Source organism: Burkholderia paludis, assembly GCF_000732615.1.
GTDB classification, from domain to species: Bacteria; Pseudomonadota; Gammaproteobacteria; order Burkholderiales; family Burkholderiaceae; genus Burkholderia; species Burkholderia paludis.
In genome coordinates, this window is record NZ_JPGL01000097.1 from 1 (window position 1) to 22,522 (window position 22,522).

Genomic DNA, 22,522 nt, shown 5'->3' on the forward strand with positions numbered 1-22,522 from the left:
ACCGTGATCCACGGCGGCCGGCGGGGGCGGCGCGATGGGCACGGGAACCGGAACCGGCCCGCCCGTCACGACAACCGCGCCGCCTGCCGCCGTGCTGCCGTGGATCACGGTCGTGCCGCCGGCCGACACCGTGCCGCCGTGTACGACCGTCGAGCCGCCCGACGTCGTCACGACGCCCGGCGCCACGCGCGTCGCGCTGCCGGCATGCGTGACGCTGTCGCCGTCCGGGCCCGTCACGGTGCCCGAGCGCGAGCAGGTCGAGCCGGCGCAGTTCGTCGAGGCCGTGTGGCTGGCCGTGTTGCCGCCCGAGCCCGTGATCGTGCCGCTCGACGTGTACTGGCCGGGGCCGTTGCGCGTCACGCTGCCCGACGTCGACGCGCTGCGTCCGTCCGAACCCGTCAGCGAGCCGGTATGCGAGCAGGTGCCGCCCGCGCAACTCGTGTCGCCGCTGTGCTCGACCGAGCGCCCGTTCGGGCCGACAGCCGTGCCGCTGTTCGAGAACTGTCCCGGCGTGGTACGCGTGACGGTGCCCGTGTTGGTCGCCACGCCGCCGCCAGGGCCGATCACGCCGCCCGCATGCGAGCAACTGCCGCCGCCGCATGAGCCGGCGTGCGCGCCGCTGTAGACGCCGCGCGGCGTGTATGCGGTGCCGTGGCCGGCCCAGCCGGCGAAGGCCGGCGCGCAGGTGAGGGCGAGTGCGGCGGCAGTGAAGAGGAGGCGGGTTTTCATCGGGGGTCCTTGCGGTTCGTTTCGGTGCACGCAGTGGCGTGGCGACGGGACGAACTTTAGGTCGGTGGCGCGCGCCAGTCGCGTCATGAAAGATGTCGCGGTGTTACACGTCGGGCGCCATTTCGAAGTACGACGAATGAGTACGCGGGCCGCGCCGATCGCGCGCCTGCCGCGCGGGGCAAGACTGCCGGCGGGACGGTCGCGCGGCGCTGGATGTGTCACGCGTGAAGCAGGCGGATGTCGCGGCGACATGCGGCGACATATTTGCCGACCGATGATTCATCCGTGCGTCGCGTCTCGCGAAGCCGCGCGCATTGAACGCAGGCGGTGCGTCGCGTTTGGGCGGCTCCGCTGCTCCGCGACATCGAATCGCCCTTGCATGCCTTCCGACGAATCGACGCTTGCAAGGAAGCGACGGTGTTCATCTCCAGAGCGGGCGGGCCCTTTGCTTCAGGTCTGCGGACACAGGCGACCGTCTGCGCCGCGACATATCTGCTTGCAGGCCGGCCCGCCCGCAGCCCTGCCTCGGCGACTCGCCAGCCCGCACGCGCCCGCGACTGGCAAAGGCCGACCGAACGCAGGCCGCCACGACATGCGGCTACCTATTTCCTCCCGGCCTCGCGGGCCCGCAGCCCTGCCTCGGCCACGCGCCAGCCGCACGCCCCCGCGCCAGCCGCAGGCCACCCGAACGCAGGCCGCCACGACATGCGGCGACATATTTCCTTCCGGCCTCGCCGACCCGCAGCCATGCCCCGGCCACACGCCAGCCCACACGCCAGCCCACACGCGCCCGCGCCCGCCACAGGCCCCCCGAACGCTGCCTGCCGCGACATACGGCGACATACTTCCCGCGTGGTCTTTCCGTTCCGCGCCCCCTACAGTGCGTTCCATTCGACGCGACGGCAGCCCGTGCCGCCCATGACGCGTCCGATTCAACCGAAGGAAAGACCCATCATGCTCACGACCACCGGAAAGCTCGCGTACTTCGTCACGCTCTTCATCGTCGCCGTCTCGCTCGTCGAGGCGGCCGTGCTCACCTGGCGCCGCGCCCGCGGGCCGGAACCGTTCGACTGGAACGAGGTGTGGCTGTCGCTCGCCGATCTCGCGGGCCGCAAGCTGCTCGCGCTGGTGCCGCTGTCGCTCGCCGCGCCCGTGTTCGATTTCGCGTGGTCGCACCGGCTCTTCACGATTCAGCTCCACAGCGTCGCGCTCGCGCTGCTCGTGTTCGTCGGCCAGGAGTTCTGCTACTACTGGTATCACCGCGCGTCGCACCGCGTGCGCTTCTTCTGGTCGACCCATGCGGTGCATCATTCGCCGAACCAGTTGACGCTGTCGTCCGCGTTCCGCCTCGGCTGGACCGGCAAGCTCGCCGGCGCCGCGATGTTCTTCACGCCGCTCGTGTGGCTCGGCGTGCGTCCGGAAGCGGTGCTCGCGATCCTGTCGTTCAACCTGCTGTACCAGTTCTGGCTGCACAACACCTGGATGCCGAAGCTCGGCTGGCTCGAATACGTGTTCAACACGCCGTCCGCGCATCGTGTGCACCATGCATCGAACCTCGACTATCTCGACGCGAACTACGGCGGCGTGCTGATCGTGTTCGACCGGCTGTTCGGCACCTATGTCGCCGAGCGCGCCGACGAGCCGTGCCGTTACGGTCTCGTCACGCCGACCCGCTCGCGCAATCCGTTCGTCGTCGAGCTGGAACACTGGGCGAGCCTCGCCCGCGACGTCGCAACCGCTCGCGACGTGTGGACCGCGATCCGCTTCGTACTGCTGCCGCCGGGCTGGCGCCCGGACAACCGGGGCGAGACGACGGAGGAGTTGCGCCGCCGCCTCGTCGCCGTGCGCACGGATGCGTGAACGGCGCTACCCTGTGACGAATCGCCGGCCGCGGCCGGCACGCATCCTCAAGCCAACCTCGATCCAGGAGAACACTGACGATGGCACACGATCTGAATGGCAAGGCAGTCGCGATCACGGGCGGATTCGGCCATCTGGGCGTCGCGACGGCCGCGTGGCTGGGCGAGCGCGGCGCCCGCGTCGCGCTGATCGGCCGCGGCGCCGCTCCGCTCGCGCAGGCGCTGCCCGGCGTGCCGGCCGATGCGCTGCGCATCGGCGGCATCGATCTCGTCGATCCGCAGGCCGCCGCGCAGTCGCTCGACACCGTGCAGCGCGAATTCGGCCGAGTCGACGCGCTGCTGAACATCGCCGGCGCGTTCGTCTGGCAGACGATCGCCGACGGCGATGCCGCCACGTGGGACCGCATGTACGAGCTGAACGTGAAGACCGCGCTGAATGCCTCGAAGGCCGCGCTGCCACACCTGCTGGCGAGCCCGGCCGGACGCATCGTCAACATCGGCGCGGGCGCGGCGTTCAGGGCGGGTGCCGGGATGGGCGCATACGCGGCCGCGAAGGCCGGCGTCGCGCGGCTCACCGAGGCGCTGGCGGCCGAACTGCTCGACCGCGGCGTGACGGTGAACGCGCTCCTGCCGAGCATCATCGATACGCCGCCGAACCGCGTCGACATGCCGGACGCGGATTTCACGCGCTGGGTGCGGCCGGAACAGATCGCGGCGACGATCGGGTTCCTGCTGTCGGCCGACGCGCAGGCCATCACCGGCGCGTCGATTCCGGTGACGGGCCGCGTGGCGTAGCGCGGCGGGCAGGGGCTCGCGTCGCGGCCGGCGATGCGTACAATGTCGCACCCGGAATGCGCGAGCCCAGCCCGAGACCATGAATCAACCCACCATCCTGATCGTCGAAGATGAAATGGCGATCGCGGACACGATCGTCTATGCCCTCGGCACCGACGGCATGCAGACCGTCCACTGCACGCTCGGTCAGGAAGCGCTCGACCGCCTGCGCGACACGCGCTTCGACCTCGTGGTGCTCGACGTCGGCCTGCCGGACCTGAGCGGCTTCGAGGTGTGCCGGCGGCTGCGCACGTTTTCCGACGTGCCGGTGATCTTCCTGACCGCGCGGCACGACGAGATCGACCGCATCGTCGGGCTCGAGATCGGCGCGGACGACTACGTGGTCAAGCCGTTCTCGCCGCGCGAGCTGGCTGCACGGGTGCGCGTGATCCTGCGGCGCTTTCACCGCACGGCAGCGCAGGAACCTGCACCCGCGCCGGCACCCGCGCCCGTGCCGCCGGCCGCCGCCGTCGCGCCGGGTTTCACGCTGGATGCGGACGGCGCGCGCGTGTCGTGGCTCGGCCGCCCGCTGGACCTCACGCGCTACGAATTCGGCCTGCTCGCGCTGCTCGTCCGGCATCCGGGGCGCATCTATTCGCGCGAACAGCTGATGGATCTCGTGTGGCACGAGGCTTTCGATTCGGCCGACCGCACGGTCGACACGCACGTCAAGACGCTGCGCGCGAAACTGCGCGCGATCGATCCCGAGCGCGACCCGATCCGCACGCATCGCGGCATGGGTTATTCGCTGCAACCGTAACGACCGGCACCGCCCATGCACATCGGCCTGCGCATCTTCTTCGGCTTCTTCCTGATCGTCGGCCTTGCCGCGCTGATCACGCTGCGCGTGTTCGTGCAGGAGGTGAAGCCCGGCGTGCGCGAGGCGATGGAGGACACGCTCGTCGATACCGCGCAGGTGCTGGCGACGCTGGCCGCCGACGACATGGCGAACGGCCACATCGCTGACGGCGCGTTCGCGCGCCAGCTCGCCAGGCTGCATGAAAGCCCCGTCAGCGCGAACGTGTGGGGCATGCACAAGAACACGATCAGCTACCGCATCTACATCACCGACGCGCACGGCATCGTGCGCTACGACTCGTCCGGCAGCGCGGTGGGGCAGGACTATTCGCGCTGGAACGACGTGTACCGGACGCTGCGCGGCGAGTACGGCGCGCGCAGCACGCGCAGCGACCCGAACGACGACAGCAGCACGGTGATGCACGTCGCGGCGCCGATCCGGCACGGCAACGAGATCATCGGCGTGCTGACGATCGCGAAGCCGAACCAGACGGTCGCGCCGTTCATCGCGCGCAGCCAGCGCAAGATCATGCTGTACGGCGCGTTGCTGATGGGCTGCGCGATCCTGATCGGCGCCGCGTGCACGTGGTGGCTCGTGCTGGGCCTGCGGCGCCTGCAGCGCTATGCGCGCGCGATCGCGGCCGGCGAGCGCGCGACCATGCCGCTGCAGGGCGCGAACGAGCTGGCCGAGCTCGGGCGCGCGGTGGAAAGCATGCATCAGCGGCTGGAGGACAGGCAGTACGTCGAGACCTACATCCATACGCTCACGCACGAGATGAAGAGCCCGCTGGCCGCGATCAGCGGCGCGGCCGAACTGCTGCAGGAAGACATGCCGGTCGAGAACCGCCGGCGTTTCACCGGGAACATCCGCCGCCAGGCCGGCCGCCTCGAGCAGATGATCCGCAAGCTGCTCGCGCTCGCCGAAGTCGAACAGAAGCAGCGCTTGTCGGTGCGCGAACCGGTCGCGCTGCGGCCGGTGCTCGAACAGCTCGTCGACGATATCGAGCCGCGCGCGCGGCAGCGCGGCGTGAACCTGACGATCGACGCGCACGACGCGGCCGATCCGGCGCGCGTCGAGGGCGATCCGTTCCTGCTGCGCCAGGCGCTCGGCAACCTGCTCGACAACGCGCTGGATTTCGCGCCGCGCGGCAGCACGATCCGCATCGCGCTCGAACGGCAGCCGGCGGGCAGGGCGCACGTCGCGGTCGTGCGCGTCGACGACGACGGCCCCGGCGTGCCCGACTATGCGCTGGCGCGCGTGTTCGAGCGCTTCTATTCGCTGCCGCGTCCCGACGGGCAGGATCGCAGCACGGGCCTCGGGCTGTGTTTCGTCCGCGAGGTCGCGATGCTGCATCGCGGCCAGGTCGCGCTCGCGAACCGCGCCGAAGGCGGCGCATGCGCGACGCTCACGCTGCCGGCGGCGGGCTGACCGCGCTTCACGTTCGCCACACATTCGCTTCACGCCGGCTTCAGGCGCCCTTCACCCGAGCCGCTCATGCTGACCGTACCTTCCACTCCGGTACATGCCAGCAATGAATCGAGTCCTGTTGTTCAAGTCCATGATTACCGCGTTTCTCGCGCTGGCGATCCTGATCCCGCTGCAGATGGTCCAGGGCATCGTGCGCGAACGCGCCGACTATCGACAGAATGCGCTGCAGAGCATCTGGGCGAGCTATGCGGGGCCGCAGGCGGTGACGGGGCCGGTGCTCGTCGTGCGCTACACCGAAGTCACGCGCGTGCGCGACGATTCGCCGGCCGGCGGCAAGACGAAGACGAGCCTGAGAAGCGAGGCAAAGCGCCTGCTGGTGTTTCCGAAGACGCTGAACGTCGACGGCACGCTGTCGGTCAACGTGCGCTATCGCGGCATCCACAAGGCGCTGGTCTACGGGCTCGACAGCCGCATGACGGGCACGCTGCCGCTGCCGGACCTGAGCAAGCTGCCGCAGGCCGAGGGCCACGTGAGTTTCAAGATCGACAGCGCGTATGTCTCGCTCGGGATCGGCGACCTGCGTGGCCTGAAGGCGCAACCCGACCTGCGCATCGCCGGCCGGCGCTTCGACGTGGAGCAGAGCACGCGGCTGGAAAGCCTGCGCCAGGGCGTGCATGCCGACGTCGATCTCGCCGCGCTGACGGACGCCCGGGCCGGCGCGACGGCGGTGCCGTTCAGCATCGGCCTGTCGCTGGCGGGCGCGGAATCGCTCGCGTTCGTGCCGGTGGCCGACCAGAACGATTTCTCGCTGAAATCGACGTGGCCGCATCCGAGCTTCGGCGGCGAGTTCCTGCCGGCCGAACGCACGGTCGATGCGCGCGGCTTCGTCAGCAACTGGCACGTGACGTCGTTCAACACGAAGGCGCGCGAGCAGGTTGCGTCCGGTAACGGCGACAGCGTGATCGAGACGGCGTCGGTGTCGGTGATCGAACCGGTGAACGTGTACCTGCAGACCGAACGCGCGACCAAGTACGGCGCGCTGTTCGTGATGCTCACGTTCGCGAGCTTCTTCATGTACGAACTCGTGAAGCGGCTGCGCATTCACCCGATCCAGTACACGCTGGTCGGCCTGTCGCTCGCGCTGTTCTTCCTTCTGCTGCTGAGCCTGTCCGAGCACATCGCGTTCGGCCTCGCGTATCTCGTCGCGAGCGGCGCGTGCATCGGGCTGCTCGGGTTCTACCTGTCGTTCGTGCTGCACAGCGTGAAGCGCGGCGCGATGTTCGCGGCGCTGCTCGCGATGCTGTATGCGGCGCTCTACGGGCTGCTGCTGTCGGAGGACAACGCGCTGATGCTCGGTTCGCTGATGCTGTTCGCGATCCTCGCCGGCATCATGACGCTGACGCGCCGCGTCGACTGGTATTCGCTCGGCGCCGCGTGGCAGCCGCTCGCCGACAAAGCGGGCGCGGCGAAACCGGGCACGCCGGCGCAGTGAGCGCACGGGCCGGGAACGGGTGTGCCGGCCGGGGGCATCCCGGCCGGCGCGTCATGCCGCGCGGGATGACGCACATCACGCAGGCGATGCGGGCCGGCGAAACCGGGCCAGCGGAATCTCGGCGACGGCCGTGATCTCGATCAGCAGGTCGGGATGGTAGAGACGCTCGACCTGGACGGTCGTCGTCACGGGATGGGGCGCGGCGAAGTACGCGCGGCGGATGTCGCCGGTCTGCATGAATGCGTCGATGTCGGTCGCATGGTGGACGAGCGAGATCACGTCCTGCATCTGTCCGCCCAGCGCGGCGAGCACGTCGCGGATGTTGTCGAGCGCCTGGCGCACCTGGGCGCGCATGTCGCCCAGGCCGACGACTTGCCCGTCGCGGTCGAGCGCGACTTGTCCCTTCAGATGCACGATCCGCCCGTCGCCCTGGATCACGGCCATCGAGAACGCGCCGAACGGCGCCCAGACTTCCGGTGGATTCACTGCTTCGGCCATGTCGCGCCTCCTGGCGATCGGTGACGGCGTGCGGCGGTACGGCTGGCGGTGCGACGGGCACGCGGCTGCGTGCCGGCCGGAAGCGCAGCGCAACGGCCGCGCAACGTCGACAGGGCCGCCGGGTTCGCCGACAATTGCGCCATTATGGCGCAACGCCCGGGGCCGCGTGAGCGACGCCGCGGCGGCAATCACGACGACACTACATGGACGATATCCGGATCATCAGGGATCTCGCGGCGCTTCACGGCACCGCGTACATCGAACTCATGGGCGGCCCGTATGCGCGCAAGTGCTGGAACGAGGGGTCGCTGTTTTTCGAAGAGGAAGTCTTCGGCCTGATCGAACCGGCGATTGCCCGACAGATTCCCGACTACGATCACGCGGCGTTCAACGGCATCGGCATGCCGGACTGGCTCCGGATCGTCGCCGAGCTGAACGACACGCGCGGGATGCTGGGCGCCGCCGCGCAGCGCACGGCGGCGCTCGACCGGCTCGGCTACGTGTTCCGCGATTCGCGGCGGGATTTCGTCGCGCGGCTGGACGCCGGCTGCACCGAGCTGGCGGACATGATCGCGGGGATCGACGCCTGGACGAGCGAGATCCGGATCCGCCACGACCAGGTGACGATACTGGGGATATGACGCGGCGCGGAGAGGCGCGCGCGGCACGCACGCCGCGCGGCATCCGCTTATACTGGGCGCGTTTCGTCATTCGACCGTCGCCGTGCCCAACGTTGCCTCCCCGGAATCGTCCGTCGACGATCCCCGTCCGACCCCGCCCATCCAACCCGAACTGGAAGACTGCTGCAACAGCGGCTGCTCGCCGTGCGTCTTCGACCTGTACGACGAGGCGCTGGCGCGCTATCGCGTCGAGCTGGCCGAATGGGAGGTGCGGCAGGCGCAACGCGGGTAAGCGCGCCGGGCACGTCGTGAGCAGTCGACCGTGCCCGCGCCGGCGGGGCACCGTCGCCATGTTGCGTCAGGCGGTTGCCTGCCGCCGCCGATGCAGCGGCCCGAGCGCCGTCGACAGCACGATGCAGGCCAGCAGCACGACCGTCAGCGCGAACATCGACGTCCGGAACGCCTGCACGTAATCGGGCGCCGCCGGATGCGCGCCGAGCCGCGCGAGGAATACGCCGCCGATCGTGGCGGCGCCGACCGCCGCGCCGATCTGCAGCATCGCGCTCACCATGCCGGATGCGACGCCCGCGCGCGCCGCATCGACTTCCGCGAGCACGATCCGCACGACCGACGGCAGCACGAGCCCTTGCCCGATGCCGATCGCGGCGATGCCTGCGTAGAAGCCGGGCCCCGGCGCGCTGTCGCGGGCGAGCGCGGCGGCGGCGGTCACGCCGGCCGCGAGCATCGCGAAGCCGAGCGTCAGCACGCGATGGCCGCCGAACCGGCCGACGAGGCGCGGCATCAGCAGCGGGCTGGCGAGAAAGCCGAGCCCGAGCGGCAGGATCGCGAATCCCGACGCGAGCGGCGACCAGTTCAGGCAGCCCTGCAGATAGATCCCGTAGCTCAGGAAGAACGCGCTCAGCATGTAGAACAGGAACGCGAGCAGGAGCCCGAGCGCGACGACCGGATTGCGGAACAGCCGCACGTCGAGCAGCGGATCGCCGCCGCCGGCGAGCCGGCGCGTCTCGACCGCGAGCAGCGCGCCGAGCATCGGCAGCGCGCCGGCGAGGCACGCGACCATCCACAGCGGCCAGCCGGCCTCGCGGCCGTGTGTGAGCGGGTACACGAGCATCAGCAGGAACAGCGACAGCAGCACCGTGCCCGGCACGTCGATGCGCTGGCCGCGCGGCGGCCGGTTTTCGGGGATGAAGCGCCAGCTGCCGAGCAGCGCAAGGATGCCGATCGGCAGATTGACGAGGAAGATCGCGCGCCAGCCGAGCCCGAACGGATGCAGGCTGATCAGCGCGCCGCCGCCGAGCTGGCCGATCACGGCCGCGAGCCCGAACGCGAAACCGTAGAAGCCCATCACGCGCACCTGTTCCTGCGGGCTGAACACGCTGCGGATCGTCGCGAGCACCTGCGGCGCGAGCGTCGCGGCGAACAGGCCCTGCAGCACGCGGCCGCCGACGAGGACGGCTCCGCTGTCGGCGAGCCCGCACAGCGTCGACGCGAGCACGAAGCCGGCCATCCCGATCATGAACATGCGCTTGCGGCCGTACAGGTCGCCGAGGCGGCCGCCGGTGATCTGCGCGACGGCGTTCGCGCACGCGTACGCCGACACGACCATCTGCAACTCCGCCGGACGCGCGCCGATGCCGTCGCGGATTGCCGGCAGCGCGAGATTCACGATGAAGTAGTCGAGCGGCGGCAGAATCGCGCCGATCAGCAGCACCACCAGCGCCCAGCCGTGGTGGCTGCGCGGCGTCGCCGCGGCGGCCGCGCCGGCCGGCGCGCAGGGGGCAAGGGTGTCGTGTGTCATGGAAGTCGGTCCCGAAGAATGAGGGCTGCATCCCGGCCGGCGCGGCGCCGGAAGCGCCGGTTCGGCCGGGAGCAGGCGATTGACCGACATTCTGGGTGGTCGCAAGGAATCGGAAAAGCGGGAAAGAGTGGTAGCATCCATCGGGTAAATCGATGGATGGGGGTGGACGATGCGCGGTTTCGACCTGGATCAGTTGCGTACCTTCGCGGCGGTCGCCGACGCCGGCAGCCTCACGGCCGCCGCGCCGCAGTTGCACCTGTCGCAGTCGACGGTCAGCGAGCAGGTGCGCAAGCTCGAATTGCGCGCGGGCGTGCCGCTGTTCGTGCGCAGCAAGCGCGGCGTCGAGCCGACGCCGGCCGGTTCGCGGCTGCTGCAGCACGCCCGGCGCATCGTCGCGCTGAACGAGGCGGCCTTCGACGAGATGCGTGGGCAGGCGATCAGGGGCGAGCTGCGCGTCGCGATCACCGATTACTACCGGACGAACGAAGTCGCGGGCCTGCTCGCGCGGCTGCGGGAGTGCTACCCGCAGCTGAGCCTGCATGTGAGCGCGATGAAGAGCGCGGACATCGAGGCCGCGCATGCGCGGGGGCAGGTCGATCTCGGCGTGGTGATGAACCTGTCGAGCGGGCCGTTCCGGCCCGCGTCGGCCGATACGCGCTGGGTGCTGAGGCGCGAGCCGCTGTCCTGGATCGCATCGCCGGCGCTTGCCGAGCAGTTGCCCGAGCCGTTGCCGCTCGTGCTGCTGCCGGACGACTGCATGATGCATCAGATCGCGGTGCGCTCGCTCGACGAGCAGCACCGGCCGTACCGGCTCGTGCACAGCGCATCGGGTGTCGCGGGGCTGCAGTCGATGCTCGCGGCGGGGCTCGGCGTCGGCTGCCTGTGCGCGTCGGCGATCGGCGAGGGCATGATGCGGCTGGGCGCGAAATACCGGCTGCCGCCGCTGCCCGACGCGGTGTTTTCGCTGACGCCGCCGATGCCGGGCGAACGCGACACCGTCACCCAGGCGCGTGAGGTGCTGTCGAGGCAGTTGCTGATGTGAAGCGGTTTCGAGCCGGATGACGGTTCAGGCGTGCCGGTCTGAAATGCGAAAGCCCGCACGTCTGGTCCGGCAGGCCGGACATCAGCCGCACGCTTTCTTCTCAATGCGCGAGGCGGTGGCAGGGGGCCGGAGGACTGCCGGATTGGGCGTTCATTGCAGTCTGCCACCCGTGTCATCGTGTCTACCCACTCGTATCTTCCTCACTGGATTGACGGGCTACCCCTGCATACAGGGAGGCGAAGTCTGACCCAAGGTCACAATTCCTTGGGGACGATTGCCGAATAAAAAATACGAGGTTGCCGAATTGGATTAGTCGCTCGAGTGCGACACTGATCTACTCCCACACTTGAATCGACTGGACGTGGCGTACGTCGGGCGCATCGACGCAACGGCCCGCACGGTCATTGGCTGCGACCTGATCGACGTCGATCGATTGGAGGCCGCGATCTCAGTCGCATCATGTTGTCGAGCGATACGGGTCCGAAGATTGTTCGAATCCGGATGCCTCGTGTCCGTTGTGCTTGTCGTGCCAACTGGCGCGATGCAGTGAGTTGCCGATCAACTGCCGGTGCACACCGATTGATGTGGACGGATTTCGAGCCGGAGCACGGTTTGCTTGTGAAGCTATTGTGATGATTCCACATTCGCCCCTCCATTCTGTCGCTACCTTGTCTCGACAATATTGAGATTAATGGGGGCGGCGACATGGTAGTGTCGTGCGATGTGACTATTACGGATTTTTCAAATTTTTGGCGTTGTTGTGTCTGGAGGCACCATGTCGGATATGTTTGTCAGGATCGACGGGATTTCCGGTGAATCGCAGGATGAGTTTCATCGGGACGAGATTCAAATAGATGGATGGAGATGGAAGATATCTCAGCAGTCGTCGATGCTTTCCGGGGCGGGTGGTGGGGCTGGAAAAGCAACAATTAACGATCTTGAATTTATTCATCAAATTGATCGGGCAAGTCCTAACCTTATGCGCTACTGTCTGACGGGGCGGCATATTCCCAAGGTCGTGCTGACGGCCAGGAAGTCTGGTGGAACCCCATTGGATTTCCTGAAAATCACAATGGAAGATGTTGTGATCACGGAGGTGCAGCCGATTGTCGCTGAAAGCAGCTATTGTGAGCATGTGAGCCTTTCATTTTCGAGAGTCAAGCAAGAATATACTTTGCAAGGCGGCTTGGGTGGAAGCGCAGGGACCGTAACGGCAAGCTTTGACATCAAAGAGAATCGAGATCGATGAGGCGGCGAAATCATTTTGCATTGTTGATTGGAGGCGTCCTCGCCGTAGTAACGGCCTACTGTGTAATCTCGAATATTCGTTTCCTCTCGACCTCGGAAGTCACTGCCGGACAGGTGGCTCATTTCGGATTCGGTAAACATCATCCAGTGATCGTATTCGATGTGCAGGATGGACGGCATTACGAAACTTCAGTGAGCTCATGGTGGAGCTTGGAGATCGGTCAATCCACGCAGGTGCGTTACTACCGCGACGACCCGGAAGGGTCGGTGACGATTGATACCTTTGCGGATCACTGGGATTACATATTGCTATTGGCGTTTCTGGCGATAGTTGCTTTGATCGCGGGATTTAGAGGTGTTCGGTTTAGAGAGGATCTTGGGAAATGATTTTAAGAAGGAGCCGATGGAAATTCAATACAAGTGCCGGCTCCGGGGTTGGTTATGGTCCATTCAATTCCGAGGTCGGTATGTTTGCGCTTAGTGATGTTCAAGGCGAATCGCATCGATATGTTTACGCTGGATTCGGAATTGGAAGATCGGTTGCTTTGGCTTCACTTGTACAATTTTCAAAATTATCTCTTCCGCGAATAGTGATAAAGAATGATTCCTTGAGCGGCACGGGGGCTACCACCGAATTTACAAGCACTGGCAAACTTTTCCTGACGGATTCGTTCAAGGGCGTAGACCTGACGGACCCCAAGAGTCTCGAAGGAGGGACGGTCTACTTCCAAGGGGCCGGAGGTTACCTATTTGGCGGTGCGGGCTCGTTAATGCTGCTCGGCCTCAATCGATCCCTGCTCATGATGGGCATTGCAAAGCCGGACTTCATTGGAATGGCGATCAGAAGTGCGCCAGCGGCGCTGTGGGTGGCCGGCTTTAATGAAGGGCTGCAAGATGCGGTGGGATATTCGTACATGTTTGGCCACCTTGATTACAAGGGCTTGTACAGCGCTGAATAAGGCAATCGTTGCGTCGACCGCGCACGCGTTCTGCTCAGGCAGCTATGGATTGTCCGAACCGGAGGGCGGGGGCAGTGACGCAGGCGAGAGAGGTGCTGTTGTGCCCCTTCGTGGCGCACCACCGTCACACTTGTTCGCCGTCGACGTACTCAAGCAACCCCCGCACCAGCGCATCGAACACCGCCCGGCAACGCGGGCTCGTGCGCAGGTCCTCGTGCATCACGACCCAGGTTTCCAGCTGCATCGCTGGGCCGTCCGGCAGCACGCGTACGAGCCGCGCGTCGCGTCGCGCGAGCCCCGTCTGGCAGAAGCCGATCCCGTAGCCGGCGCGGATCATCGCGAGCTGCGCGAGGTTGCTGTCGGTGCGCAGCGCGAATGCGTCGCGCTTCCACTGCGGCAGGCCGCGCCCCGCCGAGCGGATGAACGGCGTGACCGTGTCGAAGCCGATCAGCGCGTGATGCGCGAGTTCGTCGAGCGTCGCGGGCGTACCGTTGCGCGCCAGGTAGTCGTCGCGCGCATACATCGCGACATCGATTTCGCCGATGCGCCGCGCAACGAGCGCCTCCTGCGCGGGCGGCGCCATCCGGACCGCGATGTCGGCCTCGCGCTTGAGCACGTCCTGGATGCGGTCGGTCGGCACCAGTTCGATGACGAGCCCCGGATGGCTGCGCCGCAATTGCGCGAGAATCGGCGGGAGCACTTCGACGGCGATCACGTCGCTGGCCGAGATCCGCACGATGCCGCGCACGCCGGCGCCGTGGCTCGCGGCCGCGCGCTCGAACGCGGCGGCCGCGCTGCGCAGCGCCTCCGCATGGCCGCGCAGCGCGAGCGCCGCCTCGGTCGGCAGCAGGCCCGACGGCGAGCGCGTGAACAGCGTCTGACCGAACGCGGCCTCGAGCGCCGCGACGTGCCGGCCGGCCGTCGGCTGCGTGATGCCAAGCGCACGCGCCGCGCCGGACAGCGACCCCTCCGTCAGCACGGCGAGGAAGGTGCGGTAGCGTTCCCAGTTCAGGTCTGTGGTCATGCATAAATGTATAGCCGATCAACCAGGTTCGGCAATTCCTTGTTAGCCGCCGGCGCGCCAGAATGCGCATCACGACGGTTCATTCAGGGAGAGCGGCAATGGCAACGAACGCAGGCGGGACGCAACGACAGGCGCTCGTGCTCGGCGCGAGCGGCGGGATTGGCGGCGAAGTCGCACGGCAGTTGCGCGATGCCGGCTGGCAGGTGCGCGCGCTGAAGCGCGGGCTCGATGCCGGGGAGGCGGAGCGCGACGGTATCGCATGGCTGCGCGGCGACGCGATGGATCGCGACGCGGTGATCGGCGCCGCGCGCGGTTGCAGCGTGATCGTGCACGCCGTCAATCCGCCCGGCTACCGGAACTGGGCCGGGCAGGTGCTGCCGATGATCGACAACACCATCGCGGCGGCGCAGGCGGAGCAGGCGACCGTCGTGCTGCCGGGCACGGTCTACAACTACGGCGCCGATGCGTTTCCGGTGCTGCGCGAGGACGCGCCGCAGCATCCGTGGACGCGCAAGGGCGCGATCCGTGTCGAGCTCGAGCGCCGGCTGCAGGACGCGGCCGCGGACGGCGTCCGCACGATCATCGTGCGCGCCGGCGATTTCTTCGGGCCGAAAGTCGTCGGCAACAGCTGGTTCGCGCAAGGGTTCGTGAAGGCCGGGCGGCCGGTCAGGGTCGTCAGCCTGCCGGGGCGGCGCGGCGTCGGGCATCAATGGTCGTACGTGCCGGACGCCGCGCGAACGATGGTCGAGCTGATCGAGCGGCGCGCCGCGCTGGAACCGTTCGCGCGCTTTCACCTGGGCGGACATTGGGACGCCGACGGCACGCAGATGGCGGAAGCCGTGCGCCGCGTCGCGCAGCGGCACGGGCTGCGGCCGGCGGTGCGCAAGTTCCCGTGGTGGTTCGTGTGGGCCGCGGCGCCGTTCGTCACGACGCTGCGCGAAATGCTCGAGATGCGCTACCTGTGGCGCGAGCCGATCCGGCTCGACAACGCGCGGGTGACCGCGCTGCTCGGCCGCGAGCCGGTGACGCCGCTCGATACGGCGGTGGAAGCGACGCTGGCGGGGCTGGGGTGTCTGAAGTAAGCAACGGCGGTCGCGGCGGCCGCCGCGTTCTGCTATGATCCGCGCTTCCTTCCTTGACGCTGCTGCGGGAAGGTACCCACGACCGCCGGAATGCCGGAGGTCGCGTCGTACCTTTTTCTTTTCCAGCAGCGATGTCCATATTTCCCCGCTTGAAGAAAGCCTTGCAACGGCAAGGCATCCATGTCGACCGTCAGGCCGGCATTTACCACCTGCGCAATGAACGGTCGCAGGCGTCCGTCCTGTTGCCCGATGCGCTCCCGCTCGAGGAGAAGGCCGTCCGGCAATTGCTCGCGTTCGCGGCCGTCCGTTCGCCGGATGGCCATCACGGCGTCTGCAAGGCCTGCGCGACGCCCGATTTCCATCCGGGCGGGGTCGCGCCGGTCGGCTCGATCGTCGCGACCGACGATGCGTTCGTGATTCCCGCCGCGATCGGCACCGATATCAATTGCGGGATGCGTCTCGTCACCACGGGCCTCACGCGGTCGGCGCTCGCGCCGTTCGAGACGGCGCTCGTCGAGCGGCTCACGCGCGCGATTCTCGCGGATCGGCGCGACGTGCCGGTCGCCGGCGACGCGTTCCGTGCGCTGTTCGATGCGGGCCCGGCGGCATTCGTCGATCGCGTCGCGCGGCAGGGGCTCTGGCAGCACGTCGACCGCGATCGGCTTATCGACGAACTGTCCGCATGCATCGGCCTCGACCGGTTCGACGGCAGCGCGAAATACGCGCCTGACGCACACGTCGGGTCGCGCGAGGTATTCCGCGATCCTTGCCTTGGGACCCCCGGGTCCGGCAATCATTTCGTCGAACTGCAGGTCGTCGACGCCGTGTTCGACCGGCACGCGGCCTACCGCGCAGGACTCGCGAAGGACGATGTCGTCGTGATGATCCACAGCGGCTCGCGCGATGTCGGCTTCTACGTCGGGCGCCGCTGGATGGACCGGGCGCGCGCGGCTTGGCCGGCGGGTGTCCGGCATCCGGAAAGCGGGCTGTACGGCCTGTCCGGCGAGCTTGCGCATGAATACCTGGTCGCGATGGGCACGGCCGCGCGCTATGCGTGGCTGAACCGCGTCGTGCTCGCGGAGATGGTGCGGCAGGAGCTGGCGGAGCTCACCGGCGAGACCCGCTCGGCGCTCGTGGTCGACGTGCCGCACAACGTCGTGCTGCGCGAGAACGGGATGAACGTCCACCGCAAGGGCGCGACGCCCGCGCGCGACGGCGATCTCGCGCTGATTCCCGGATCGATGGGCGACGCGTCGTTTCTCGCGGTCGGGCTCGGCCATCCCGACTGGCTGTGGTCATGCAGCCACGGGGCCGGCCGCAGCGTGCGCCGGCAGGCGGTGCGGCGGATGCGTACGGAGCAGGCGCCTGGTACGTGGCGATGCGTGACGCTGCGCGACGAACGCCGGATCGAGGAAGCGCCGGAGGCCTACAAGCCGATCGGGCCGGTGATCGATGCTCAGGAGCAGGCGGGCCTGATCCGCAGCGCGGTCAGGCTGAAGCCGTGGATCACGTTCAAGGCGTGAAGGGCGGCGGCGTGCGGGTCGACCGCCGCCGCCATCTTTCGCGCCGCGACCGTGTCGGGCGTCGGCGGCCGTGCGCGGGCCGGCGCAGGCGTCCTCGCGAGGTGAACAACCCGTGGAACCACAATTCTCCACAAAGCCGCGCGCGTCCGATGCGCATCATGACAGTCGATACTCATAACGCGAAAACGGGGGGCGCGATGTCGTGCTTCGGATGGAAGGCGTGGATGGCAGGGGCCATCGTGTTCACGTTGAGCGGGTGCACCGACCTGGTCGGTGTCCTCTATTGCGAGAACTCGCAGGTCAATTTTCCGGACTACCACTGCTTCCAGCCGTACCGGTAGGCTCAGGCGCGGCGGTGCAATGCCGCCGCGCCCGCGGGCCGTGCGAGGTGCGCCGGCCGCTATGCCACGACAGGCAGCACCTCGACCGCATACCGGTGCCTCAGGCTGCGTCCGAGCACCGGATCGTGCAATTCCATCTCGAACGCATCGCCGTCGCGCATCGCCGCGATCGCGCCATGCACGGCAACCGTGCCACCGTACATCGCGCAGCGCGCGGGCATCGTGCGGCGGTCGTCGAACCGTTGCCACAGCGCGTCCGGCGCGAGCAGGCCGCTCACCGCGCCGTGCTGGTACGCCGTCCGTGCGCCGTCGCGCGCGATCAGCCACGCACGCATTTCCAGCGCATCCCAGTGAGCGGCGACATCGGCATGACGCCACGCGTCGCGGCCGAGCGGTTTCGCGCACACCTGCTTCGACACCGCGACGCCGTATGCCTCGACTTCGCGATCGGTATGATCGGAGCCGACGGTCACGAGCGTACCGGCCGGGCTGTCGATCAGCACGCATTCGATTTCGCCGCCCGAGCGCGCGCCGAGCACGCCGATCGCCGGCGCCTGCGTGAGCAGCGCGGCCGATACGCGATAGAAGCAGGGCGTGGTCGACGGCGGTGCGACGCCGAGCGCCGCGAGTTCGTCGATATGCGCGCGGATGGCCGCCGGGTCGCGGCCGGCCCAGCCGGTGATCACGACGCGTTCGATCTCGACGTCGAGCGCGGCCGGCGCGCCTTGCAGGGGAATCACGTTGAACGACAGAGTAGGCATGCGGGTATCCATATGGAGTGCGATTGAATGAACCGGCGCGGCGGCACTGCTCAATCCTCGAGCGGCCGGTGCGCGGTTTCGCGCGCGGCGAGCAGTGCGACCGACGTGACGACGAGCGCGGCGCTCACGTACAGCGACACGGCCGTCGTCGCGCCCGTCTGCCGGTACAGCGCGGTGATCGCCAGCGGTGCGAAGCCGCCGCCGACGATGCCGGCGAGCGTGTAGGCGAGCGACGCGCCCGCATAGCGCACGCGGGTCGGGAACTGCTCGGTCACGAACGCGCCCTGCGGGCCGTACATCACCGCGTGGATCACGAGGCCGATCGCAACCGCCGCGACGATCGCGGCGGGGCGCGCCGAATCGAGCATCGCGAAGAACACGAACGCCCACACGATGCCGGCCAGCGCGCCGGCGAGATACACGGGCCGGCGGCCGAAGCGGTCCGACAGCGCGCCGAAGAACGGCACCGCGAGCGCGTTGCAGGCCGTGCCGACCATCACGGCCGTCAGCGCGACGGGGCGCGACAGGTGCAGCACGGTCGTCACGTAGGTGAGCGTGAACACGACGATCAGCGCGTACAGCACGTCCGAACCGATCCGCGAGCCGCCCGCGATCAGCAGGCGCCTGCCGTGGTACTTCAGCACGTCGGCGACGGGGACCTCGGCGGTCGCATGCGATTCGGCGAGCGCCTCGAACTGCGGCGTCTCGTCGACGCCGCGCCGCAGCCAGAAGCCGAACACGACCAGCAGCGCGCTGGCCGCGAACGGCAGGCGCCAGCCCCACGACAGGAAATCGGCGGACGTGGTCGACAGCGTCACGAGCGCGATGCAGCCGGTGCCGAGCAGCGTGCCGAACGACGGGCCGATCTGCGTCCACGACGCGGACAGCCCGCGCCGCTTCTGGTCGCCGTGCTCCACCGACAGCAGCACCGCGCCGGCCCATTCGCCGCCGAGCGCGACGCCCTGCACGAAGCGCAGCGCGACGAGCAGGACCGGGCTCAGGATGCCGGCCTGCGCATAGGTCGGCAGCGCGCCCATCAGCGCGGTCGTCACGCCCATCAGGACGAGCGTGAGCATCAGCACCGCGCGGCGGCCGATGCGGTCGCCGAGGTTGCCGAACACGAAGCCGCCGAGCGGGCGCGACACGTAGCCGACCGCATAGGTCGAGAACGCGAGGAGGGTGCCGGCCAGCGGATCGACCGACGGGAAGAACAGATGGTTGAAGACGAGCGCGGCGAGCGTGTTGTAGATCGTGAAGTCGTACCACTCGAGCGACGTGCCGATCATGCTCGCGGTCGCGAGTCGGCTGTTGCGGACGCGGCGGGGCGCGCGGGCGGCGGGCTGGGCGAGCGTGTTCATGGTGTCGGGCTGGTCGTGACGGAAGACGGTGGAAGGCACGGGGCCGATGGGGCGGCGCGCATTGCGCAGGCGGTGCGGCGGGCGGGTCGATCAGGCCGGCTGAACGGCGGCAGCGGCAGTCGCGTCGGCGGGCCCGGTTGCGGCGCCGCCGCGCGCGACGTGCAGCGGCGCGACGGCGCGCCACAGCAGGTCGAAGGTGCGCACGTCGTCATGCCCGGCGAGCGAGGCGGCCACGCGGCGCGTCGCGTCCGCGTCGCTGCCTTCGATCAGCACGAGCGCATCGGCGGCCGGCCGTGCGGCCACGGCAGCGCCGATCGGCGCGGACAGGTCGGGCGCGGTGCGGAAGAGTCGCGCGGCGTGAATGCCCGGTTCGTGCAGCGCGTCGTCGAAGCCCGCGCGCAGTCCCGCGGCGTCGATGCGGTCCGGCGGCAGCACGAACAGCGCGAGATGGACGCCTTCGCCGTCGCCGGCCTCGATCGTCAGTTCGCCGACGCGCCGCTGCGTGCCCGTCATGCGCTCGAAGTTCGCGAGCGACCATGCGGTCTGCTGCGTGAATGCGCGCCGGTACGCGTCGCCGCGGAACACGTCGAGCGTGTCCGTCACGTACAGCGCGAGATATTTGCGCGGGCCGCGATCGGTCGCGCGAAAGCGGCGCGCGTGCGTGAAGCCGGGAATCGCGACGCGTTCCTGCATGTGCTCGCGGTCGTACCACGCGTTGAAATCGGCTTCGTGCGCGGGGTCGATATCGGTCCAGACGCAGAGCTGGCCGTGTGGAAGGGAAAGGCGGGTCATCGCGGGGTTCCTCGTGACGGGGGCGGTGTCAGGAACCGCAGTGTCACGAAGACGGGCCGCGCCCGTCCAACAAGAAAACAAATTCGCGGTGAACAGGTTTTCTTATGAGCGGCGCGGGCGGCGTTTCGCGGCGGGGCGTGCGGGGGTGGCGCGCGGCGCGGCTTGCGCGGTGCGCTCCGGCGTTGCCGGCGCTTTCTTTTTCGCGTGGGCGCGGGTTGCCTTGCCGGAGGGCCGGGCGGCGGCGCCGGATGCGGCTGACGGAGCCGGCTTCGCGACGCTCGCGGCGGCGGCTGTCGCTCGCGCGACTTCGCTTGCCAGCTCCGCGATGCGCGCGGCCACCGGCAGGCCCTGGCTGCGATACGTCGCGACGAGCGGCAGCGCCGGGAATTCGGGAGCGACGTCGAGCAGTTCGAGTGCGCCTTCGTGCAGCTCGCGTCCGATGATCGCGGGCGGCAGCGCGGCCACGCCGAAGCCGTCGGCGACGAGGCGGATCATCGCGGCGACCGACGTGATGCAGTTGATGCTGGCCGGCCGCTCGACGGCCGCGAACAGCCGCTCGATCGTGGCGTGCGGCCCCGAGTGGCGCGAGAAGCTGATGATCGGGAATTCGGCGAGGCGCGCGACGTCGAGCGGCCGGCCGCCGAGCCCGAGGCGCGGGCTCGCCGCCCAGCGCACCGGGAATTCGCACAGCGGCAGGTTCGTGAAGTCGGGGCCCGGCACCGGGTCGGTCTGCAGGATCAGGTCGACGCCGTCGGTGCTGAGCAGGCGGATCAGGTGCAGCGTGGTGTCGCTCGTGATTTCGACGTCGAGGCGCGGGTAGCGTTCGCGCAGTTGCGCCATCAGCGCGGGGAACCAGCTGTGCACGATCGATTCGATCACGCCGATCCGGATCAGGCCCGCGTCGCTCGCCGCGTCGATGTCGCGCCGCATTTCGCCGTCGAGCCGCACGATCCGCTCCGCATAGGCCAGCATGCGCCGCCCCGCGGGCGTGAGCGTGGCCGAGCGCGTGTTGCGGTCGAACAGGCGCACGTCGAATGCTTCCTCGAGCGACGCGATGCGGCTCGACACGGCGGCCTGCGTCGTGTGCAGTTTCTCGGCCGTGAGCCGGAAGTTTTCCAGCTTCGCGAGCCAGACGAAGGTTTCAAGGAACCGGATGTTCATCGAGATCCGAACGGTGAGGCCGTGCCGGGCGGCGGGATCGGTCGATGGTAGCGGATTTTCGCCGGCGGGAAATGCGCGCGTGCCGGCGGGCGGCAGGACGGGGCGGCACGCGTGAGCGCGGGAACGTCATGCCGCCGGCCACGCGGCGACGCGCGGTCGGCGCGCCCGTGTGCGTCCGTGTGCGCCCGTCGCGTCAGAGCGCGTCGAACGCGAGCGTCGGCACGTCGACGACCGTCGCGCCGCCATCCGCGACCAGCGTCGCGCCGGTCACGAACGACGCGTCCGGCGACGCGAGAAACGCGCAGACGGCCGCGATTTCGTCCGGGTCGGCCGCGCGCCGCAGCGGCACGTCGGCGCTCACGCGCGCATAGGCGCCGTCGAGCGTGTCGCCGTGCGCCGACATCAGCGGCGCCATTTCCGCATCGGCCATCGGCGTGCGGACCCAGCCCGGGCAGACCGCGTTCGCCCGCACGCCGTGCGGCCCGTAGTCGCGCGCGAGCGAGCGCGCGAGCCCGAGCAGCGCGTGCTTGCCGACCGTGTAGCCGCACACGCCGGGCCCGGCCGCGAGCGCGGCGATCGACGCGACCAGCACGATGCTGCCGCGCTGCGCGATCAGGTCCGGCAGGCACGCGCGCGCGCTGACGAACGCGGTGTCGAGGTTCGCGTGCATCGCGTCGCGCCATTGCGCGTCGTCGGTTTCGTCCGCGCGGCCGAGCCCGTGGCCGCCCGCGCACGCGACGAGCGCGTCGACGCGCCCGAAGCGTGCGGCGACGGCCGGCAGGAAGCGGGCCCAGTCGGCGGTGCTCGCGGCATCGCCGGCCAGCGCGAGGCCGCCGGTTTCGGCGGCCAGCGCGTCGAGCGGTGCCAGGCGCCGTCCGATCAGCACGACGCGGTCGCCGCGGCTGGCGAAGCGGCGCGCGCAGGCAGCGCCGATACCGGTGCCGGCGCCGGTGATCGCGATCGTGCGGGGTGGCGGGTGCGTCATGTCGTTCTCCGGAAAGGTGGCGTTCCCGGTCACTTTAGGCGGCGCGGGCGGGCGCCGGTATCAGCCGAAAGGATGAACGCGGGCGGCCGAAGGCAGCCCGCGACGATGCCGCGCCGCACGACGGGACGCTCGTGCGATCGCGGTTCCGGCGACGAGGCGGGCGTATGT

At 68.9% G+C, this 22,522-nt stretch carries 23 protein-coding genes; 14 read left to right on the plus strand and 9 right to left on the minus strand.

Going from position 1 to position 22,522, the window contains the following annotated elements; all coding sequences use genetic code 11:
• Window positions 1–729, minus strand: a 729-nt coding sequence (locus GQ56_RS46820; protein ID WP_075123109.1) for a hypothetical protein, incomplete at its 3' end; no start/stop codon positions are given.
• Window positions 730–1,683: 954 nt separating this feature from the next.
• On the opposite strand from GQ56_RS46820, the gene GQ56_RS0136885 reads away from it, so the two are divergent.
• From GQ56_RS0136885 to creD, 5 genes are all read left to right on the plus strand, one after another.
• Window positions 1,684–2,589, plus strand: a complete 906-nt coding sequence (locus GQ56_RS0136885) for a sterol desaturase family protein (RefSeq protein ID WP_031403414.1) — start codon at window positions 1,684–1,686, stop codon at window positions 2,587–2,589.
• Window positions 2,590–2,669: 80 nt separating this feature from the next.
• On the plus strand, window positions 2,670–3,383 hold the full coding sequence (locus GQ56_RS0136890) for an SDR family NAD(P)-dependent oxidoreductase (RefSeq protein ID WP_031403415.1): 714 nt from the start codon (window positions 2,670–2,672) through the stop codon (window positions 3,381–3,383).
• A gap of 79 nt (window positions 3,384–3,462) precedes the next feature.
• The gene (gene creB, locus GQ56_RS0136895; protein ID WP_031403416.1) at window positions 3,463–4,182 is read left to right on the plus strand and encodes a two-component system response regulator CreB; all 720 of its coding nucleotides are present in this window, start codon (window positions 3,463–3,465) and stop codon (window positions 4,180–4,182) included.
• A 15-nt stretch (window positions 4,183–4,197) separates the two neighbouring features.
• Window positions 4,198–5,649 (plus strand): two-component system sensor histidine kinase CreC, encoded by a 1,452-nt coding sequence (gene creC, locus GQ56_RS0136900; RefSeq protein ID WP_031403417.1) that lies wholly within the window; start codon window positions 4,198–4,200, stop codon window positions 5,647–5,649.
• Between the two features lie 103 nt (window positions 5,650–5,752).
• Complete coding sequence (creD, locus tag GQ56_RS0136905; RefSeq protein WP_031403418.1) at window positions 5,753–7,141, plus strand: cell envelope integrity protein CreD; 1,389 nt, start codon at window positions 5,753–5,755, stop codon at window positions 7,139–7,141.
• A 75-nt stretch (window positions 7,142–7,216) separates the two neighbouring features.
• Here the strand turns inward: creD and GQ56_RS0136910 are convergent, their stop codons facing one another.
• A complete protein-coding gene (locus tag GQ56_RS0136910; RefSeq protein WP_031403419.1) occupies window positions 7,217–7,639 on the minus strand; it encodes a RidA family protein in 423 nt (140 codons plus the stop codon).
• A 203-nt stretch (window positions 7,640–7,842) separates the two neighbouring features.
• On the opposite strand from GQ56_RS0136910, the gene GQ56_RS0136915 reads away from it, so the two are divergent.
• Both GQ56_RS0136915 and GQ56_RS0136920 read left to right on the plus strand, forming a co-directional pair.
• Window positions 7,843–8,280, plus strand: coding sequence for a hypothetical protein (locus GQ56_RS0136915; RefSeq protein WP_031403420.1), 438 nt, complete (start codon window positions 7,843–7,845; stop codon window positions 8,278–8,280).
• An 82-nt stretch (window positions 8,281–8,362) separates the two neighbouring features.
• Window positions 8,363–8,551: an oxidoreductase-like domain-containing protein gene (locus GQ56_RS0136920; protein WP_031403421.1), complete on the plus strand. Its 189-nt coding sequence runs from the start codon at window positions 8,363–8,365 to the stop codon at window positions 8,549–8,551.
• A gap of 66 nt (window positions 8,552–8,617) precedes the next feature.
• Here GQ56_RS0136920 and GQ56_RS0136925 read toward each other — a convergent pair whose 3' ends face one another.
• On the minus strand, window positions 8,618–10,078 hold the full coding sequence (locus GQ56_RS0136925) for an MFS transporter (RefSeq protein WP_031403422.1): 1,461 nt from the start codon (window positions 10,076–10,078) through the stop codon (window positions 8,618–8,620).
• Between the two features lie 169 nt (window positions 10,079–10,247).
• Between GQ56_RS0136925 and GQ56_RS0136930 the strand changes: the two genes are divergently transcribed.
• The 4 genes from GQ56_RS0136930 (at window position 10,248) to GQ56_RS0136945 (ending at window position 13,327) form a co-directional block, all read left to right on the plus strand.
• Window positions 10,248–11,120: a LysR family transcriptional regulator gene (locus tag GQ56_RS0136930; protein WP_031403423.1), complete on the plus strand. Its 873-nt coding sequence runs from the start codon at window positions 10,248–10,250 to the stop codon at window positions 11,118–11,120.
• A gap of 775 nt (window positions 11,121–11,895) precedes the next feature.
• On the plus strand, window positions 11,896–12,369 hold the full coding sequence (locus GQ56_RS42500; protein ID WP_075123107.1) for an Hcp family type VI secretion system effector: 474 nt from the start codon (window positions 11,896–11,898) through the stop codon (window positions 12,367–12,369).
• A complete protein-coding gene (locus GQ56_RS42505; protein ID WP_081895030.1) occupies window positions 12,366–12,755 on the plus strand; it encodes a DUF3592 domain-containing protein in 390 nt (129 codons plus the stop codon). Before GQ56_RS42500 ends, GQ56_RS42505 begins: the two co-directional genes overlap by 4 nt.
• An 80-nt stretch (window positions 12,756–12,835) precedes the next feature.
• On the plus strand, window positions 12,836–13,327 hold the full coding sequence (locus tag GQ56_RS0136945) for a hypothetical protein (protein ID WP_152601982.1): 492 nt from the start codon (window positions 12,836–12,838) through the stop codon (window positions 13,325–13,327).
• 124 nt (window positions 13,328–13,451) lie between these two features.
• Here the strand turns inward: GQ56_RS0136945 and GQ56_RS0136950 are convergent, their stop codons facing one another.
• Window positions 13,452–14,351, minus strand: coding sequence for a LysR family transcriptional regulator (locus GQ56_RS0136950; RefSeq protein ID WP_031403425.1), 900 nt, complete (start codon window positions 14,349–14,351; stop codon window positions 13,452–13,454).
• 98 nt (window positions 14,352–14,449) lie between these two features.
• Between GQ56_RS0136950 and GQ56_RS0136955 the strand changes: the two genes are divergently transcribed.
• The 3 genes from GQ56_RS0136955 (at window position 14,450) to GQ56_RS45970 (ending at window position 17,297) form a co-directional block, all read left to right on the plus strand.
• Window positions 14,450–15,433 carry an NAD-dependent epimerase/dehydratase family protein gene (locus GQ56_RS0136955; protein WP_031403426.1) on the plus strand — a complete coding sequence of 328 codons (984 nt, stop codon included), beginning with the start codon at window positions 14,450–14,452 and terminating at the stop codon, window positions 15,431–15,433.
• A 131-nt stretch (window positions 15,434–15,564) separates the two neighbouring features.
• A complete protein-coding gene (locus GQ56_RS0136960; RefSeq protein WP_031403427.1) occupies window positions 15,565–16,956 on the plus strand; it encodes an RtcB family protein in 1,392 nt (463 codons plus the stop codon).
• Window positions 16,957–17,114: 158 nt separating this feature from the next.
• The gene (locus tag GQ56_RS45970) at window positions 17,115–17,297 is read left to right on the plus strand and encodes a hypothetical protein (RefSeq protein WP_152601983.1); all 183 of its coding nucleotides are present in this window, start codon (window positions 17,115–17,117) and stop codon (window positions 17,295–17,297) included.
• A 59-nt stretch (window positions 17,298–17,356) separates the two neighbouring features.
• Here GQ56_RS45970 and GQ56_RS0136970 read toward each other — a convergent pair whose 3' ends face one another.
• The 5 genes from GQ56_RS0136970 to GQ56_RS0136990 form a co-directional block, all read right to left on the minus strand.
• Entirely contained in the window at window positions 17,357–18,058 is a 702-nt protein-coding gene (locus tag GQ56_RS0136970; protein ID WP_031403428.1) for a DUF2848 domain-containing protein, read from the minus strand.
• Window positions 18,059–18,108: 50 nt separating this feature from the next.
• Window positions 18,109–19,416, minus strand: coding sequence for an MFS transporter (locus GQ56_RS0136975; protein ID WP_031403429.1), 1,308 nt, complete (start codon window positions 19,414–19,416; stop codon window positions 18,109–18,111).
• A 90-nt stretch (window positions 19,417–19,506) separates the two neighbouring features.
• The gene (locus tag GQ56_RS0136980) at window positions 19,507–20,208 is read right to left on the minus strand and encodes a DUF4286 family protein (protein WP_031403430.1); all 702 of its coding nucleotides are present in this window, start codon (window positions 20,206–20,208) and stop codon (window positions 19,507–19,509) included.
• 102 nt (window positions 20,209–20,310) lie between these two features.
• Window positions 20,311–21,369: a LysR family transcriptional regulator gene (locus GQ56_RS0136985; protein WP_031403431.1), complete on the minus strand. Its 1,059-nt coding sequence runs from the start codon at window positions 21,367–21,369 to the stop codon at window positions 20,311–20,313.
• A gap of 193 nt (window positions 21,370–21,562) precedes the next feature.
• Complete coding sequence (locus GQ56_RS0136990; protein WP_031403432.1) at window positions 21,563–22,354, minus strand: SDR family NAD(P)-dependent oxidoreductase; 792 nt, start codon at window positions 22,352–22,354, stop codon at window positions 21,563–21,565.
• Window positions 22,355–22,522: the final 168 nt, after the last annotated feature.

Excerpts from the sequence above, each read along its gene's own strand:
- GQ56_RS0136955 (WP_031403426.1), top strand. The coding sequence starts at position 14,450 with ATGGCAACGAACGCAGGCGGGACGCAACGACAGGCGCTCGTGCTCGGC.
- GQ56_RS0136890 (WP_031403415.1), top strand. The coding sequence starts at position 2,670 with ATGGCACACGATCTGAATGGCAAGGCAGTCGCGATCACGGGCGGATTC.
- GQ56_RS45970 (WP_152601983.1), top strand. The coding sequence starts at position 17,115 with ATGACAGTCGATACTCATAACGCGAAAACGGGGGGCGCGATGTCGTGC.
- GQ56_RS0136990 (WP_031403432.1), bottom strand. The coding sequence starts at position 22,354 with ATGACGCACCCGCCACCCCGCACGATCGCGATCACCGGCGCCGGCACC.
- creD (WP_031403418.1), top strand. The coding sequence starts at position 5,753 with ATGAATCGAGTCCTGTTGTTCAAGTCCATGATTACCGCGTTTCTCGCG.
- GQ56_RS0136975 (WP_031403429.1), bottom strand. The coding sequence starts at position 19,416 with ATGAACACGCTCGCCCAGCCCGCCGCCCGCGCGCCCCGCCGCGTCCGC.
- GQ56_RS0136945 (WP_152601982.1), top strand. The coding sequence starts at position 12,836 with ATGTTTGCGCTTAGTGATGTTCAAGGCGAATCGCATCGATATGTTTAC.
- GQ56_RS0136915 (WP_031403420.1), top strand. The coding sequence starts at position 7,843 with ATGGACGATATCCGGATCATCAGGGATCTCGCGGCGCTTCACGGCACC.
- GQ56_RS0136960 (WP_031403427.1), top strand. The coding sequence starts at position 15,565 with ATGTCCATATTTCCCCGCTTGAAGAAAGCCTTGCAACGGCAAGGCATC.
- GQ56_RS0136970 (WP_031403428.1), bottom strand. The coding sequence starts at position 18,058 with ATGCCTACTCTGTCGTTCAACGTGATTCCCCTGCAAGGCGCGCCGGCC.
- GQ56_RS0136980 (WP_031403430.1), bottom strand. The coding sequence starts at position 20,208 with ATGACCCGCCTTTCCCTTCCACACGGCCAGCTCTGCGTCTGGACCGAT.
- creC (WP_031403417.1), top strand. The coding sequence starts at position 4,198 with ATGCACATCGGCCTGCGCATCTTCTTCGGCTTCTTCCTGATCGTCGGC.
- creB (WP_031403416.1), top strand. The coding sequence starts at position 3,463 with ATGAATCAACCCACCATCCTGATCGTCGAAGATGAAATGGCGATCGCG.
- GQ56_RS0136885 (WP_031403414.1), top strand. The coding sequence starts at position 1,684 with ATGCTCACGACCACCGGAAAGCTCGCGTACTTCGTCACGCTCTTCATC.
- GQ56_RS0136910 (WP_031403419.1), bottom strand. The coding sequence starts at position 7,639 with ATGGCCGAAGCAGTGAATCCACCGGAAGTCTGGGCGCCGTTCGGCGCG.
- GQ56_RS0136950 (WP_031403425.1), bottom strand. The coding sequence starts at position 14,351 with ATGACCACAGACCTGAACTGGGAACGCTACCGCACCTTCCTCGCCGTG.
- GQ56_RS0136985 (WP_031403431.1), bottom strand. The coding sequence starts at position 21,369 with ATGAACATCCGGTTCCTTGAAACCTTCGTCTGGCTCGCGAAGCTGGAA.
- GQ56_RS42505 (WP_081895030.1), top strand. The coding sequence starts at position 12,366 with ATGAGGCGGCGAAATCATTTTGCATTGTTGATTGGAGGCGTCCTCGCC.
- GQ56_RS0136930 (WP_031403423.1), top strand. The coding sequence starts at position 10,248 with ATGCGCGGTTTCGACCTGGATCAGTTGCGTACCTTCGCGGCGGTCGCC.
- GQ56_RS42500 (WP_075123107.1), top strand. The coding sequence starts at position 11,896 with ATGTCGGATATGTTTGTCAGGATCGACGGGATTTCCGGTGAATCGCAG.
- GQ56_RS0136925 (WP_031403422.1), bottom strand. The coding sequence starts at position 10,078 with ATGACACACGACACCCTTGCCCCCTGCGCGCCGGCCGGCGCGGCCGCC.